We start from the raw sequence: 16229 nt of genomic DNA, 5'->3' as shown, positions 1-16229 counted from the left end.
TCCCATTCGAAGGTTAGAAGGAGGCTCATCATGGGAGACACAAAGAAAACGTATTATATTACGACACCTATTTATTATCCAAGTGCTAAGTTGCACATTGGTCATACATATTGTACATCTGTAGCAGATACGATTGCTCGTTTTAAGCGATTGGCTGGTTATGATGTACGTTTCTTGACCGGTTCTGATGAACATGGCCAAAAAATTCAACGCGCTGCAGAAGCACAAGGCATTACGCCTCTTGAATATACTACAAATATTGTAAATGGTTTTAAAGCATTGTGGGAAAAAATGCATATTTCCAATGACGATTTTATTCGGACTACCGATGAACGTCATGAAACGGTTGTTCAAGCGTTATTTACAAAAGCTTATGAGAAGGGCGATATTTACAAAGCCGAATATGAAGGCTGGTATTGTACACCAGACGAAACTTTTTGGACAGAGCAGAAGCTAGGACCTAATCATACTTGTCCGGATTGCGGTCGCCCTGTAGAGCGTGTTAAAGAGGAAAGTTATTTCTTCAAACTCGGTAAATATACGGATCAATGGCTTAAGTTTATTGAAGAGAATCCTGACTTTATTCAGCCTGAATCTCGACGTAATGAGATGATTCAATTTGTAAAGCAAGGTCTAGAAGACTTGGCGGTGTCTCGTACATCCTTTGATTGGGGAATCAAGGTTCCATTTGATCCTAAACATGTAGTATATGTTTGGTTCGATGCATTAGTGAACTATATTAGTGCACTCTCTCCATTTGATGGTGATGGTGAACTATATAAAAAATACTGGCCTGCAGATCTCCATTTAGTAGGTAAGGAAATCGTACGTTTCCATACTATTATTTGGCCTATGATGCTCATGAGCCTTGAGTTGCCATTACCAAAAAAGGTATTTGGACACGGTTGGATGATTGTAGATGGTACAAAGATGAGTAAATCCTTGGGGAACGTAATCGATCCAATCCCATTGATTGATACATATGGTGCAGATTCTTTGCGTTATTACTTATTAAGCGAGATTACGTTAGGTAATGACGGCAACTTTACGTTACCTAACTTCGTTACAAAAATTAATGCAGATTTATCTAATGATTTAGGTAACTTATTAAACCGTACTATTGCGATGATTGAAAAATACCATGGTGGTGTGATTACAAAATGCGATGATATGGATGATTTAGATCGTGATGTATCTATATTAGCCGTTCAAACTGCAAAAGATTTTGAAGCGGCGATGGAAAATATGGAGCTTAATAAAGCTATCAAAACTGTATGGTCCTTTATTGGTCGCATGAATAAATACATTGATGAAACAATGCCTTGGGTATTGGCTAAATCTGAAGATGCTCATGATAAAGTGCGCTTGCAATCTGCTATGTATCACTTGGCAGAGGCATTGCGTATCATTGCCATCTTGGTAAGCCCTGTAATTCCTGTAGGAGCTCCAAAAATCTGGGAACAATTAGGGCTTACAGGTTTTGAAGTGGCTACGTTGGAAGATGCTAAAACTTGGGGATTATTGGCAACAGGTACTAAAGTTGTAAAAGGTGAGCCTATCTATCCACGTTTTGAAGTTCCTGAAATGGTAGATGTAGTTGTTACAGAAGAAGTTGAAGAAGCTGTAGATACATCTAATATTCCACCATTAAAAGAAAATATTACCTATGATGACTTTGAGAAACTCGATCTTCGTGTAGCTAAAGTTATAAGCTGTGAAAAAGTGCCTAAGTCCAAGAAGTTGTTGAAATTTGTATTGGATATCGGTATTGAAGAACGCACAGTATTAAGTGGTATTTCCCAATATTATGAACCGGAGGCTATGGTTGGTAAAAAGGTAATTTATTTGTCTAACTTGGCTCCTAAAAAGATGATGGGCATCGAGTCTTATGGTATGATTTTGTCCGCCTCTGATTGGGAAGAACATTTAGAGGTAACAAATATCGAATCATTACCGGCAGGAAGTGTGGTTAAATAATGAAACTTTTTGATACACATGCTCATGTGAATGATGGGCGCTTTGATAATGATCGTAATGAGATGTTACAAGCCTGCTTTGATACAGGTGTAGAATATATTATGATTCCTGGTGTTGACAGAGGTACCGTTGAGTCTGGTTTAGCTTTGGCTAAACAGTACGATCAATTATATGCTGCTGTAGGGACTCATCCCCATGAATCAAAGGACTTTACAGAAGAAGACTACGAGTTTTATAAGGAACAAGCTCTTAACAATGATAAGGTACGTGCTATTGGTGAAATTGGACTAGATTATTACTATGATTTTTCTGACCGTGAAACACAAAAACGCGTATTTATTCGTCAGTTAGAGCTTGCTCGTGAAGTAGATCTCCCGATTATTATCCATGACCGCGATGCACATGGTGATATTATGAATATCTTGCGCAATGAAGGGAAGGATAACTGGGGCATTTTCCATTGCTATTCTGGTAGCTGGGAGATGGCAAAAGAAGCCATTAAAATGGGCTTTTATATTTCCTTTGCAGGTCCTGTAGTATTTCCTAAGTCTACAAATCTTAAGGACGTGGCAAGACAAGTGCCATTAGAACGAATCCTCATTGAAACCGATTCACCGTATTTGACACCACCACCATTTAGAGGCCGTCGAAATGATCCAAGTAAAACTCAGTTTGTGGCAGAAGAAATTGCAAGCCTTAAAGGGCTCGATGTAGATGAGTTTTGTGAAATTGCTTTTAATAATGGTAAACGAGTATTTGGCATCAAGTAAATGTAGAAACTAGTTCATAAGATTATTAGCGAATAAAATATTTGTTGGATTCTAATCACTAAGATTTTCTATGCTAAAGTATTAGAATACACGATAAAAGTAAATTAGAATTATAAATTATAAATTATAAAACGCGGTTCTCCCTTATCGGTGAGAATCGCGTTTTTCTATGGTATACTAAAGTATATTCAGACTGAACAGAAGTAAGATGAGGATAGCAACATGAAACGTATTGCATTTATAGATTTAGGATCGAACTCAGTTCGTTTTGTCATATATGAAATTTCTAAGACTGGTAGTTATCGACTGATATATCAAGAAAAAGAAAGTGTGCGTCTCAGTGAGAATATGTGGGGAACTCACGAATTGACCGAAGAAGCCATGGAACGTTCCTTGCGTGCTCTAAAAGGTTTTGTACACATGGCTGATGCAATGGAGGCAAATACGATTAAAGCTGTTGCTACTGCAGCAGTACGTTTGGCTAAAAATGGGGATGCTTTTATTAAATCTGTAAAAGAACGAACGGGTTTGGATTTAGAATGTATTGCTGGTGAAGAAGAGGCTCGCCTAGGGTTTCTTGGCGTTATCAATACCATTGGACTTAAGGATTTTATTATTTTTGATTTAGGTGGTGCCAGTACCGAGATAACCCTTGTACGAAATCGTCATATTACAAAATCGGTGAGCTTGCCGATAGGGGCCCTTACCTTAACAGGCACCTATCAGAAGGGGGATGAATATACTCCTAAAGAACTTGATAAACTGACGAAGGTTGTGAAGAAAACGATTAAGGAACATACATGGCTTCGCAATGTGAAATTACCGCTCCTTGGTATCGGCGGCACTGCTCGTAATATTGCTAAAATGGATCAACGCAAGTTATCTTATCCCATTACAAAGCTACATAATTATGAAATTCCATATCATAGATTCCATGAGATTTTGGAAGAAGTAAAAGGTAAATCTCTAGAGGAACGCAAAAAGATTAGTGGTTTATCATCGGAGCGCGCTGATATCATTATTGCAGGCCTCACTATCGTAGAAGAATTATTTAACTACGTAAATACTAAAACACTCGTTGTTGGTGGTTGTGGTCTGCGTGAAGGCTTATTTTACGACTATTATGGAGAGCACTACTTAGGTGGTAACTCTATTATTGATGATATTTTAGTACATTCTGCAGAGAATGTCTTGTTAGGTATGACTAAACATGAGTTAGTTCATGCTAAATATATTACAGGTTTAGCTATTAAACTGTATGATGTATTAGAGCCACTTCATAGAGCTGATAAAAAAACAAGACGTTGTTTGATTGCTGCTAGTTTATTACATGATATTGGTAAACGGATTAACTATTATAGTCATGCCCGACATGGCTGCTATATGCTTGTCAATAGTAATTTATATGGGCTTTCCCATGTTGAACAAGCTTTTAGCGCGTTCCTTGTTATGAACTCTCATGGTTTGACGCCAAAAGAGTATAAAAACTTCTTATACGGTAAATTGTTAGATCAAGAACAGCGTTTGTTGGGACAAAAAATATCTATTATTCTAGCCTTGGCTGAAGCTCTTGATGAAAGTCATGAACAATTTATTCGCCATTTATCCGTGAATCTAAAATATACTAGTGTACAATTAGTAGTAACCTATTTGAACGGTCGCGATATAAGTGTCACAAAAGCGGCTGTAGAGAAATTAGGAAAATCCTTCAAAAAAGAATTCAAGAAAACATTAGAAATAGAGTGGAAGGAAGCTCGTAAGGAGGCATAATGGCATTACCAAAAGCGTTACGATATGCAGTGCTACATGTAGGCTCCAGTAGCATGAGTATTACTATTTTAGAATACAAGGGCATCGATGATGTACGCGTTATAGATTATGCAGCTAGGGAGGTAACCTTTGGGGAAGAATTATTCCAAACCTCTCGTTTAAGTTTTGAAACGATTGAGGAAATTTGTCATATCTTAAAGGGATATAAACAATTAATGGCTGATTACGGTGTGAGTCGCTCTAGATTATATGGTACTACTGTAATACGTGAAGCCGCTAATCGTCGTAGTATTCTGGACCAAATTTATATTCAAACAGGTATGCGTGTTGAGGTTATCGACATGCCTAAAGAGGTGTATTACAAATATGCCTTACTATACTACAAGATGACTAATCAGTACCGCTTGACGGATCCTACAAAGGCAACATTATTCCTTGATATTACTTCTGGTGGTGTAGGTTTAACCGTTTGGCGTGGTGAAAGCTTATTATTCCAGCGCAATATGCATAGCGGGTCATTACGTGTTATGGAATCTTTTAATCGCAACCAACGTTCCTCTACATCGTTTCCAATGGCTATTACCGAGTATTTACATCGCATGATAGGCCCATTACGGGAGGAGCTTAAGACCTTTAATATTAATAGTGTTATTTTATCAGGCGATGAAGCTCAATATATGGCGCGTCTCATGGGAGATGGCAGTAATAAGGACGATATTATTACCATTGAACCAGAACGTTTTAAGGGCTTCATCAAATCCTTTGATGGTGTAACAGCCACTAAGTTGATCAATCGATATAAACTACCTGAATATAAGGCGAATATTTTGATGCCTACTATGATTTTATTTAATGAAATTATAACGGCTATAGAGCCTAAATCGTTGATTTTTAGTAGCTTCTCCTTCTCTCAAGGAATAAGCTGGTTCTATGGCGTTGAGGCGGAAAATAATCCCTTTATGTACCAATTGCGTGAGCAAAATGCTCAATTAGCTCGTGCTGTTGCCGCTAGATATCATACTGACAGCATTCATGATGCTGAGGTGGAACGTTTCAGTTCTTTATTTTGTAAAACATTACGCCATAAAGGTTTACCGGAGCGGTGGGGTTACTTATGCCGCATTGCAGCTATATTGTGTTCTGTAGGCAAGTTTGTTAATTTACGAAACCATGGAGAGCATGCGTATCATATTGTGATGGGCACAGATATTTTCGGGCTTTCAGAAGAAGAAAAACAAGTAGTGGCAAATGTCGTATTTTATCACTATAAGGGAACTCCATCTGATGATGATACATATTTTAATTCTTTGACAGAATTACAAAAGATTCAAGTTACAAAGTTAGTAGCTATCATTCGTGTGGCCTGTGCTCTCGATGCAGGGAGTAACCAAAAAATCTCAGATGTTATATTGGAAGAGCGCGATAATGTATTGTATGTATTCTGTCGCACTAATGAGGATATCTCACTAGAATGGTGGACGTTTAATCGAGATGCTGAATATTTTACAGAAGTATTTGGTATGGAACTTATGCTTGTAAGAGGAGGTGACCGCCATGTTCAGTAATGCTAAATATTATTTTAATCGTGAATTATCTTGGCTAAAATTTAATCAGCGTGTACTATTAGAGTCTATAGATACAAATACTCCGCTCTTGGAGCGATTGCGTTTTATTGCTATTGCTAGTTCTAATCTAGATGAGTTTTTTATGATTCGCGTGGCGGGGTTACGTCATCAAGTTGTGAATGGTATCGTTAAATATGATGCGGCTCATATGGATGCAAAGGCACAATTAAAGGCGATTGATGAATCTGTACAACGTCTTGTTTCCATGCAAAGCATGTATTTAAATAATGTACTGACTGAACTAGAGGCTCATGGCTTTTTCTTTACCCATCCTGATACACTAGATGTAAAAACAAAAGCCTGGCTACGCCATTATTTTGAGGAACATATATACCCCGTAGTAACACCATTGGCTGTTGACTCGGGGCACCCATTTCCATTTTTAACAAATCATACCATTAATGCAATTGTACGTATCTTTCAAATACAAGAGGATGGGACTAAGGATTACAAGATTGCTATCTTGCCAATACCATCTGTATTAGATCGAATCATTGAAGTTCCAAGCCGTGGCAATAAGGAACATCGATTTGTTTATCTAGAAGATGTCATTACTTATTATGCAAATCAATTTTTCCAAGGTTATGGTATTGAAGATTATATGGTTTTCCGTATTACTCGTGATGCAGACCTTGAAATAGATGAGGAAGAAGCAACAGATTTGCTATCTGAAGTAGAGGCATCCTTGCGGCGTCGCCGTCGTGGTGATGCGGTACGTCTTGAAGTTTGTGGAGAGATAAAGGATCACTTATTAGATTTTGTCCTTACAAGTGTAGAATTAGAGCAAAAGGACGTATATCGCATTGATGGACATTTGGATTGCCGTATGTATTTTGATTTCTGTAATTATCCAGGTTATGATAAGCTCCGATATGAACCGTTTGATCCTAAGATTCCTAGTGAATTAGTTGATTATGAAGGTGATAGCTTATTTTCTATTATTGGGAAGCAAGATCTTTTTGTTCATCATCCCTTTGAATCTTTTGCTGTGGTTGAGCAATTTATTGCACAAGCAGCTATAGATCCTGATGTATTGGCCATTAAACAAACATTATATCGCGTTAGTGGGGACTCTCCGATTATTGCGTCCTTAATAAAAGCGGCAGATAATGGAAAACAAGTAACCGTGCTTATGGAGGTTAAGGCACGGTTTGATGAAGAAAACAATATTCATATGGCTCGACGACTCGAAAAAGCGGGGTGTCATGTTATTTATGGTTTAAAAGGTCTTAAGACACACTCTAAAATTACTATGGTGGTACGCCGGGAAACGGATGGTATTAGGCGGTATGTCCATCTAGCAACGGGAAACTATAATGGTAAAACAGCTCGCATGTATACTGATTGTGGTATATTTACTTGTAATGATGAGTATGGTGATGATGCGTCACGTTTCTTTAACTTGATTTCTGGATATTCTGACCCACCGATTTGGAATAAGTTTATTGTAGCGCCTTTAAATTTACGTGAAAAAATTATGGAACTTATTGACCGTGAAATCGAGTTTGCTAAGAATGGGGAAGAAGCCTATATCATCTGTAAGATGAATTCTTTGCTCGATAAAAAGGTCATTGCCAAGTTGTATGAAGCTTCTTCGGCTGGAGTTCGTATAGATTTAATTGTGCGTGGTATTTGTACTCTTCGCCCTGGCATTGCCGGTGTTAGTGATAATATTACAGTACGCTCTATTGTGGGGCGTTTTCTTGAACATCATCGTTTGTTCTACTTCCGTAATGGAGGGAATGAAAGTCTGTACCTATCTAGTGCGGATTGGATGCCTCGAAATTTGAATGAACGTGTAGAGCTTATGATTCCTATTGAAGATAAACGCCATAAAGAACGGGTGAAAAGTATTTTAGATTTATATTTAGATGATACATTAAAAGCTCATTTTATGAGAGCTGATGGTTCGTATCATAAAATCAATGATCGAGAGAATCCTATATCTGCTCAAGAGGAGCTAATGAAAGCTGCTATTGAGCATGAACACAGAGAGTCAATGACGGTCATTGAACGGTTACAACCAATGTTAAAAATGAATAGATAATGAAGAAACCTTAATATATTAGGTAATGAATTTTAATACAATTACATAACATATAAAAAGCCCATTATATGGGCTTTTTTACTTTCTTATACATTTAAAAATGAGGGTAAAGTGAAGTTTTGAGTATTCTAGAAAATATTGGTAACAATTGAAAAACACATAAAAATACAAATTTAGTAATAAAAAATCTGTATATACTATATGTGGTATTAGTATTGTATATATGTACACAATTCGGAATATATTGTATAGTATTTAAAAATATCGATATGTACGCATACGGTGGACTTTTATTAAAAAATACAAAATACAAACTGTTATAAATTCAGTATTTATAAAGGATTTTGCCTTATTGTTAACTTACGGCGTTTGACAGGTTGTATCTATCTGTAGTAGAATAATACCATTACAGGAGGGATTACAACATGAGAATTCATAAGACACACAAGCGATATATTTCGTCTGTTGTTGCCGGATTGATTGTAACAGCTGTAACCATGACCGGGTTTTCTTATAATGATAAAACCGTTACCGTTATGGTCGATGGTGCAGCACACACTGTTAGAACGCATTTAAATTCTAACGAAGGCATTGTACGCGATGCTGGGGTTAAGTTAAATCCAAATGATAAAGTTATTTCTAGTTCATCTACAGTTCAAAATGGAACAACCTTAACAGTTGTTCGTGCTATTCCAGTTTATGTAACTGTAAATGGTAAAACAAGAGCTGTATTCACTACAGAAACAACTGCTCAAGGTGTTGCTAATGAGCTTGGTTTCAAAGCACCTAATTATGTAGTAGTGGGCGATGAAAATGGATCTGTTTTAAGTGGTACACGTATAACAATTGCTCAAGTAACAAGCCGCTCTCTATCTACAGTAGATCAAGAAGTTGCTGTTGAAGTGGTTCGTCAAAAAGATGATACTATGGCTAAGGGCGAAGAAGAGGTTGTTCAAGTTGGTCAACCTGGCTTAGAACGAGTACAACGTGAAACACTATATAGTAATGGTACAGTTATTAAAACTAATGACGTATCTAAAGTAACACAACGTGCAATGGTACCTACAATTATTAAAGAGGGCACTCGTGAGGTGACTACATCTCGTAATGTGGCAGGACGTGCGTCTCGCGCTATCGTAATGGAAGCATCTGCTTATCTTGCTGGCGATGGTGATGGTGCTGGTATTACAGCTACGGGCTTACCTGCAGTACGTGGCATTGCTGCAGTTGACCCAGATGTTATTCCATTGGGAACACGTTTATTTATTCCTGGTTACGGTGAAGCTATTGCTGCCGATACAGGTGGTGCTATAGTAGGTAACAAAATCGACCTTGTAATGGACTCTTATGGGGAGGCTATGGACTTTGGTCGCCAAGACGTTACAGTGTACGTTTTGGACTAATATGATGATTTAGAGGGTATATCTATAAGATATATCCTCTTTTTATTGGACCTACTTAGCTCAGTAATATTCAATTATAATAGATATAGTAGAAGGACGCCTTATGATTAAGGCGTCCTTTTTTAGTCTTCAATATATGGAATTAGATATTCGTACTTTGTACCTTTTAATTCATCTTTAGGGATAAATCGTAAAGATGATCCATTGATACAGTAGCGAAGAGAGCCATTAGGACCATCTTCAAATACATGACCTAAATGAGCATTACCGATGCGGCTACGAACTTCTATGCGATTCATACCATGTGAGTTATCTTGGTAATACTTGATAACATCTTTAGCTATTGGTTTAGTAAAGCTAGGCCAGCCACAATGAGACTCGAATTTATGGGCTGATACAAAAAGGGGTTCTCCAGTTGTAATATCTACGTAGAGACCTGCTTTGAACTCATCTGTTAGTTCATGGCTGAAAGGTGCATCTGTAGCAGAGTTTTGAGTTACTTCAAACTCTTGTGGCGTTAATGCCTCTAAATTTTCCTGGGAAGGTTTAGCATATGTATTATCATCGATGAGTGGTTCATCAGATAACCCCAATGGAATGTGACAATAGCCATTAGGATTTTTGTCTAAGTAATCTTGATGGTATTCCTCAGCAGAGTAGTAATTCTCTAAAGGCAATACTTCAATAGCAAATGGTTTACCTTCAAAGGCTTGAGCACGTGCTAAGGTACTTTCAATAACGGCTTTATCGGTTGGATCAGTATAATAAATACCCGTACGATATTGAATGCCTACGTCACCACCTTGTTTATTGACACTAAAGGGATCAATAGCACGTAGAAAATATTGAATTAAGTGATCTAAAGATAGTATATCAGCATCGTAAATGACCTTGAGAGCTTCTACGTGCCCGCTATTGTGGCATACATCTTCATAACTTGGATTTTCTGTAGGACCATTGGCATAACCTACTTCGGTAGAAAGGACACCGGAGATCTTTTTGATATACCCTTGAAGGCCCCAGAAGCAACCACCGCCTAAATATATAGTATGTTCATTCATTTAATCACCCCAAACTTCATGAGCTATTTCTTTGACTAATGCGAGTTTAGCCCATTGTTCTTCTTCGGTCAATTGATTGCCGATTTCACAAGAAGCAAAGCCACATTGAGGAGATAAACAAAGTCTTTCAAGTGGAATATATTTTGTAGCTTCTTTGATACGTTCTTTGATGATTTCTTTATCTTCTAACTCTGGGCGTTTAGATGTGATAAGACCTAATACAACTTTTTTATTAGGAGAAACTTCACGCAATGGCTCAAAACCTCCAGAGCGATCATCATCAAATTCTAGGTAATAAGCGTCTACATTTTCCTTGGCAAATAGGATAGGGGCAATAGGTTCGTACCCACCACTAGCGGCCCATGTAGAGTTATAGTTACCACGACATACATGTGTAGTAAATGCTAAGTCGTGAGGGCGACCTTCAAGAGCTAAGTTATTCAAACGTAAATATTTAGCGGTTTCACCTTCAATGGTTACACTTTTATCCTTTTGACGACCTGTCCAGTAAGCATGGTCACAACACATACCCCAAGTACAATCATCAAATTGAATATTGCGGCAACCTGCATCGTAAAGGTCTTTAATTACTTGGCGATAGGCGGCAGCAATATCTTGAATCAATTCTTCTAAATCTGGATAGAAGGAGCGCGTTGTAATGCCATTGTCTTCACGGAATAACTCTGCCAAAAACTGAGAGGGAGCAGGAATCGTTTGACGCGCCGTAGTATTTTCGTCTTCAAATTGTTTTACAAATTTGAAATGTTCAACGAATGGGTGGTTTGTTCCCGTAATTTTGCCAGTAAGGGCGAGGGAACCTGGCGCTGTTTCTTGACCGACGAATTTGTAACCGTGTTCCAGTTCAATTTCTTTTACGCCGTTAAAGCCCCACATGAAGTCTAGATGCCAATAGGCACGACGGAATTCGCCATCTGTAATCACTGGTAGGCCAGCTGCTTTCTGTTTTTGAATGAGGTCTGTAATAAGACGATCTTCAACGGCTGTTAATTCTTCTCGAGTAATATTTCCCTTATTAAAAGCTTCGCGTGCTTCTTTTAATTCTGCTGGGCGTAGGAAGGAACCTACGATATCAAAGTGGAATGGTGCTGTATGTTTGGACATAATAATCCTCCTTATATAAACGATTAAACCGATAATTTTGATAGGTTAATTATAGCTAAGTATGATTATATATAAAAATATCAATATATTTGAGTTGTATATAGTTTAAAGTTATGTCTATGAGTGATTTTATGCTTTAAGTTATACCCAAGAAGGCACTCTCTAAAATAGAGAGTGCCTTCTTTATGGATTATCTGATACATCTAAATTGAACAATAGTGTTGTATCGCTCTATAAATAATATGAAATATAATTATTTTTTGTTTTCTGGTAATTGAATATGTCTACCGTAATTACTAACGTATTGTTCTAGAGCGTGGATATATTCTTGACCTAAACGGCTGCGTTGCATTTTATTATTAGTAATGTAGCCAATGTGCATTAAACCTTCTTCGGCAAGTGGAACGGAAATGATATTTTCACCATTTACCTCTTTATCGATTACACCACTAGATACAGTGTATCCATCAAGGCCAAGTAATAGGCTAAATAAAGATGCTCTATCGCGAACACGGATATGTTTTGGGCGCACTACGGTACTGAAGATTTCTTCAGAGAAGTAGAAGGAGTTGTGATCGCCTTGCTCAAAGGAAATATATGGATATTCCTCTAATTCGTCCATAGAGACTACCTCTTTATGGGCTAATGGATGCGTTTTACCAATAAAGATATGAGGATGGGCCGTAAATAATTCAGTAAAGGTTAATTCGTTAGTGTGAATTAATTTTTCTAATACAGGACGGTTGAAATCATTATAATAGAGTAAGCCAATTTCACTCTTCATATGAGCTACGTCATCGATGATTTCATAGGTTTGTGTTTCTCGTAAGGATACATCGTATTGGTCGATTTCAGCACCTTTTAAAAGCTCTACAAAGGCATTGACTGCAAAGGAGTAATGTTGAGTAGATACAGAAAATTGTTTTTTACCACCGCTTTGGCTCTTATATTGCTCCTCTAAAAGGGCTGCTTGTTCTAACACTTGGCGTGCATAGCCGAGGAAGCGTTCCCCTTCTTTAGATACGGTAATTCCTTTATTAGTACGATCGAAAATGGTAATACCCATTTCTTTCTCTAGTTCTTTAATAGCCTTGGTGAGACTCGGTTGAGACACAAATAATCTCTTGGCTGCCTCACTAATACTGCCTATATTGGCAATTGTTGTGACATACTTTAATTGTTGTAAGGTCATAATTGGCCTCCTTTTATATATTACACTATTAATACTACTCGATTATAAGTATTTAAGCAATGTTATATATATGTTACAATGTATTAATAGAATAAAAGGGGGATATATGTTAAAACAAGTCATTGTCGTAGAAGGAAAATCTGATATACAACGTATCGCTCAAGCTGTAGACGCTGATTGCATTGCTACAGAAGGATTTACCCTCAGAAGAGGTGTTATCGATATGATTCGCGTTGCCTATGAGAAACGTGGCATTATTATATTAACTGATCCTGATACAGCAGGGGAGCGAATCCGACGCGTTTTAACTAAAAAATTCCCTAATGCACAACATGCTTTTGTGCCTCGTGACGAAGCGTTTGCAAATGATGATATTGGCATAGAACAAGCATCTCCAGAGTCAATCAGAAAGGCTCTATCTACATTACACGTAGAATCTCTAGAATCATCTAACGAATTTACTATGGTGGACTTAGTGCGTCACGGATTGTCTGGTATGCCTGATAGTGCAGCTCGTCGAGCGGTTATTGGTGCTAAATTAGGTATTGGATACGGTAATGGAAAGCAATTTTTATACCGTTTAAATCATTATGGTATAACCCGAGATGCTTATGAAGAGGCAGTAAATTGTTAAAATAGGAGTTAAGATGTTAGAATCAGTAATTGCAAGCCCAGAGGTTGTGCATTATATATGTAAGCGCTTTGATATTAAAATGAGCAAAAAGCTAGGACAAAACTTCCTTATTAAGCGAGGTATAGTCGATGAAATTGTACATGCTGCGGAATTAACCGTGGGAGAACCTGTTCTAGAGGTCGGCCCTGGTATTGGTACCTTGACACAAGGTTTAGCTCAAAGTGGGGCAGATGTAACGGCTATCGAGCTAGATCGTCGCTTATTGGAGGTACTAGATACGACATTGGCATCTTATGACAATGTACGTATCATTCATGGTGATGTGTTAAAGCTTGATGTGCCAACGATTATGAATCATAAACCATTTAAAGTGGTTGCCAATTTGCCATACTATATTACAACACCTATTATTATGTCTTTGTTGGAAAGTAAACTACCTATTGAACGTCTAGTTGTGATGGTGCAAAAAGAAGTGGCCTTACGGATGATAGCAAAGCCCGGTACAAAGGACTATGGCGCATTATCTGTTGCTGTTCAGTATTATACGGAACCAGATATTGTTCTTGATGTACCGCCTAAATCTTTCTTGCCAGCTCCAGCGGTGACAAGTTCTGTTATCCGTTGCGTATTGCGTGATAAACCACCTGTAGATGTGATTGATGAGAAACTATTTTTTCGCGTTGTGAAAGCTGGTTTTGCGCAACGCCGTAAAACATTCTCTAATACGATGAAGACAACGGGTTTAACAAGAGATAGAATTGAAGAGTTATTAGTAAAAGCAAATATTGATGGTCAACGAAGAGGTGAGACCTTTACACTTCAAGAATTTGCTGATGTAGCCAACGCATGGGCAGCATTAATCAAATAGTATAATACATAAAGAGCTTATTGGACTGATAAAATATCATTCCAGTAAGCTCTTTTTCATGAAAAAAGGACCCGAATGGGTCCTTTTTAGTTAGTAAAGAATGCCAGCCATGGTTGTAATGAGGAAAGCATTCGCAAAGTCAATTAAGAATGCACCTACTAAGGAAACTACGAGCCAAGCACGAGGAGATGGGCCGTGTTTACTTGCTAAGGATAACATGTTAACTAATGCGTTTGGTGTAGCACCCAATCCGAAACCGATAGCTCCGGCACCAAGCATAACTGCATCGTAGTTGCGACCAAAGAGGAAGTAAATAAGGTATGCAAATACACAGATAAGTGCCATTTGTACAACTAAGATTGTAATAAGCGGTAAAGCAAGATCAATTAATTGAACTAATTTCAAGCTGTTGATAGCCATTGTTACGAATAAGGATAATGCTACATTAGATACTGCATCAAGAGCTGCATCGTTGATTTTGTATGCTTTAGTAAAGTCACCAAAGTTACGAATTACTGCTGCACAAATCATAGCGCCAATATATGCAGGTAGTGGAGTAAGAACAGACAATCCAGCACTTACGATGGTACCGATACCTAATGCAAGGCCAATCCACATACAAATTGTTAAAAGATCTTGAGAGTTAAATTGTTTGCCGCCGCTCTCAACGTGATCTTCAATTATATCGATGCCTTCATCCTCCATTAATTCAGGATTTTCATAAGGTGTTTTAACTTTATGCATTTTAATAATGCGTTCACCTACAGGCGCGCCGAGGATTGTACCAGCTACCATGCCGAATGTTGCAGCTGCAACTGCTGCGGAAGCGGTACCAGGGATACCAAGTAATTGCTCGTAATATGGACCAAAGGCACCAGCTGTACCAAGGCCGCCAATCATAGATACAGAACCTGCCATGATGCCGATAATCGGCTCAATCCCTAATGCTTTGGCAATCATAATACCTGCAGTATTTTGTACTACAATCCACACTGCACATGCTAAGAAGAAGAAAATAATAAAGATACCGCCCTTTTTGAGGACTTTTAAGGATGCCATTAAACCGATCGTGGTAAAGAAGGCAAGCATTAAAAATGTTTGTAAGGAACCTTCAAAGGTAATGTTTAAAATTTTATAATAAGACAAAATAGCAGTTAAAAATGCAAAGGGTAGAGCACCTACAGCTGGTGCAGGCATACACATACGTTGTAAGAACTTGGAATGCTTATTGATCCAAGTACCGATGAATAAGGTAATTACGGCAAGACCTACAGTTTGAATCATGGACAGTTTTAAGGTCCATACATTGTTGACTAAGGCTAAGTCAATAAGTGGCATAAAATCACTCCTTTAAAATAAAAAATAAATCTGAGTTTTATGGTATCATGAATGGTCAAAAAATACTATAGAATATATAACGTATAAAAAGTTTATATCTTTATCTTTAAACACTCATAACAACACAAAAAACAATAATATTAATAAAACTAATTTTATGATTATACATATAAATATAGAAAAGTAATAATATATATTACTTATGTACATAATCATACTATATGTATTCGACTTAAATCTGTGATTTTCCTTCTTGTTATAAAAAAATAAACTGGAATATATTTTTTATATTTATAATCATATAAAATATACTCCAGTTCTAAAACTTAATATTTTTATGTTGATTTAGTAAGACTCTAAATTATATATAGCGATAAATTCGCTCTATAAATGCATGTTAAGATATAACTAAAATGTATAGA

At 37.4% G+C, this 16229-nt stretch carries 12 protein-coding genes; 8 read left to right on the top strand and 4 right to left on the bottom strand.

Annotated features, from left to right (window positions below; genetic code table 11):
- The first annotated feature begins 30 nt into the window (after nt 1–30).
- From metG to ACMKPP_RS08965, 6 genes are all read left to right on the top strand, one after another.
- Nucleotides 31–1977 carry a methionine--tRNA ligase gene (gene metG, locus ACMKPP_RS08990; RefSeq protein ID WP_120054606.1) on the top strand — a complete coding sequence of 649 codons (1947 nt, stop codon included), beginning with the start codon at nt 31–33 and terminating at the stop codon, nt 1975–1977.
- Nucleotides 1977–2747 carry a TatD family hydrolase gene (locus ACMKPP_RS08985; protein WP_287540634.1) on the top strand — a complete coding sequence of 257 codons (771 nt, stop codon included), beginning with the start codon at nt 1977–1979 and terminating at the stop codon, nt 2745–2747. Before metG ends, ACMKPP_RS08985 begins: the two co-directional genes overlap by 1 nt.
- Nucleotides 2748–2969: 222 nt before the next feature.
- The gene (gene ppx / locus ACMKPP_RS08980) at nt 2970–4517 is read left to right on the top strand and encodes an exopolyphosphatase (RefSeq protein WP_287540633.1); all 1548 of its coding nucleotides are present in this window, start codon (nt 2970–2972) and stop codon (nt 4515–4517) included.
- Nucleotides 4517–6082 carry a Ppx/GppA phosphatase family protein gene (locus ACMKPP_RS08975; RefSeq protein WP_004697172.1) on the top strand — a complete coding sequence of 522 codons (1566 nt, stop codon included), beginning with the start codon at nt 4517–4519 and terminating at the stop codon, nt 6080–6082. Before ppx ends, ACMKPP_RS08975 begins: the two co-directional genes overlap by 1 nt.
- The gene (gene ppk1 / locus ACMKPP_RS08970; RefSeq protein WP_278458153.1) at nt 6072–8189 is read left to right on the top strand and encodes a polyphosphate kinase 1; all 2118 of its coding nucleotides are present in this window, start codon (nt 6072–6074) and stop codon (nt 8187–8189) included. The genes ACMKPP_RS08975 and ppk1 overlap by 11 nt, the downstream gene beginning before the upstream one ends.
- Nucleotides 8190–8614: 425 nt before the next feature.
- Nucleotides 8615–9592, top strand: a complete 978-nt coding sequence (locus ACMKPP_RS08965; protein ID WP_004693280.1) for a 3D domain-containing protein — start codon at nt 8615–8617, stop codon at nt 9590–9592.
- A 122-nt stretch (nt 9593–9714) separates the two neighbouring features.
- Here the strand turns inward: ACMKPP_RS08965 and msrB are convergent, their stop codons facing one another.
- The 3 genes from msrB to ACMKPP_RS08950 form a co-directional block, all read right to left on the bottom strand.
- The gene (gene msrB, locus ACMKPP_RS08960) at nt 9715–10653 is read right to left on the bottom strand and encodes a peptide-methionine (R)-S-oxide reductase MsrB (RefSeq protein WP_418369617.1); all 939 of its coding nucleotides are present in this window, start codon (nt 10651–10653) and stop codon (nt 9715–9717) included.
- A complete protein-coding gene (locus tag ACMKPP_RS08955) occupies nt 10654–11775 on the bottom strand; it encodes a 5-methyltetrahydropteroyltriglutamate--homocysteine S-methyltransferase (RefSeq protein ID WP_004693284.1) in 1122 nt (373 codons plus the stop codon).
- A 253-nt stretch (nt 11776–12028) separates the two neighbouring features.
- Entirely contained in the window at nt 12029–12967 is a 939-nt protein-coding gene (locus ACMKPP_RS08950; protein WP_004697127.1) for a LysR family transcriptional regulator, read from the bottom strand.
- Nucleotides 12968–13073: 106 nt separating this feature from the next.
- On the opposite strand from ACMKPP_RS08950, the gene rnmV reads away from it, so the two are divergent.
- Nucleotides 13074–13601 carry a ribonuclease M5 gene (gene rnmV, locus ACMKPP_RS08945; RefSeq protein ID WP_004697202.1) on the top strand — a complete coding sequence of 176 codons (528 nt, stop codon included), beginning with the start codon at nt 13074–13076 and terminating at the stop codon, nt 13599–13601.
- A gap of 13 nt (nt 13602–13614) precedes the next feature.
- Nucleotides 13615–14469, top strand: coding sequence for a 16S rRNA (adenine(1518)-N(6)/adenine(1519)-N(6))-dimethyltransferase RsmA (rsmA, locus tag ACMKPP_RS08940; protein WP_316104793.1), 855 nt, complete (start codon nt 13615–13617; stop codon nt 14467–14469).
- Between the two features lie 90 nt (nt 14470–14559).
- Here the strand turns inward: rsmA and ACMKPP_RS08935 are convergent, their stop codons facing one another.
- On the bottom strand, nt 14560–15807 hold the full coding sequence (locus ACMKPP_RS08935) for a sodium/glutamate symporter (RefSeq protein WP_101928140.1): 1248 nt from the start codon (nt 15805–15807) through the stop codon (nt 14560–14562).
- Between the last annotated feature and the right edge of the window lie 422 nt (nt 15808–16229).

The sequence above is a fragment of the Veillonella parvula genome, assembly GCF_048309325.1.
Lineage (GTDB): Bacteria > Bacillota > Negativicutes > Veillonellales > Veillonellaceae > Veillonella > Veillonella parvula_T.
Note: the sequence above shows the minus strand (reverse complement) of the source record. Positions and strands in the feature narration are given on the sequence as shown.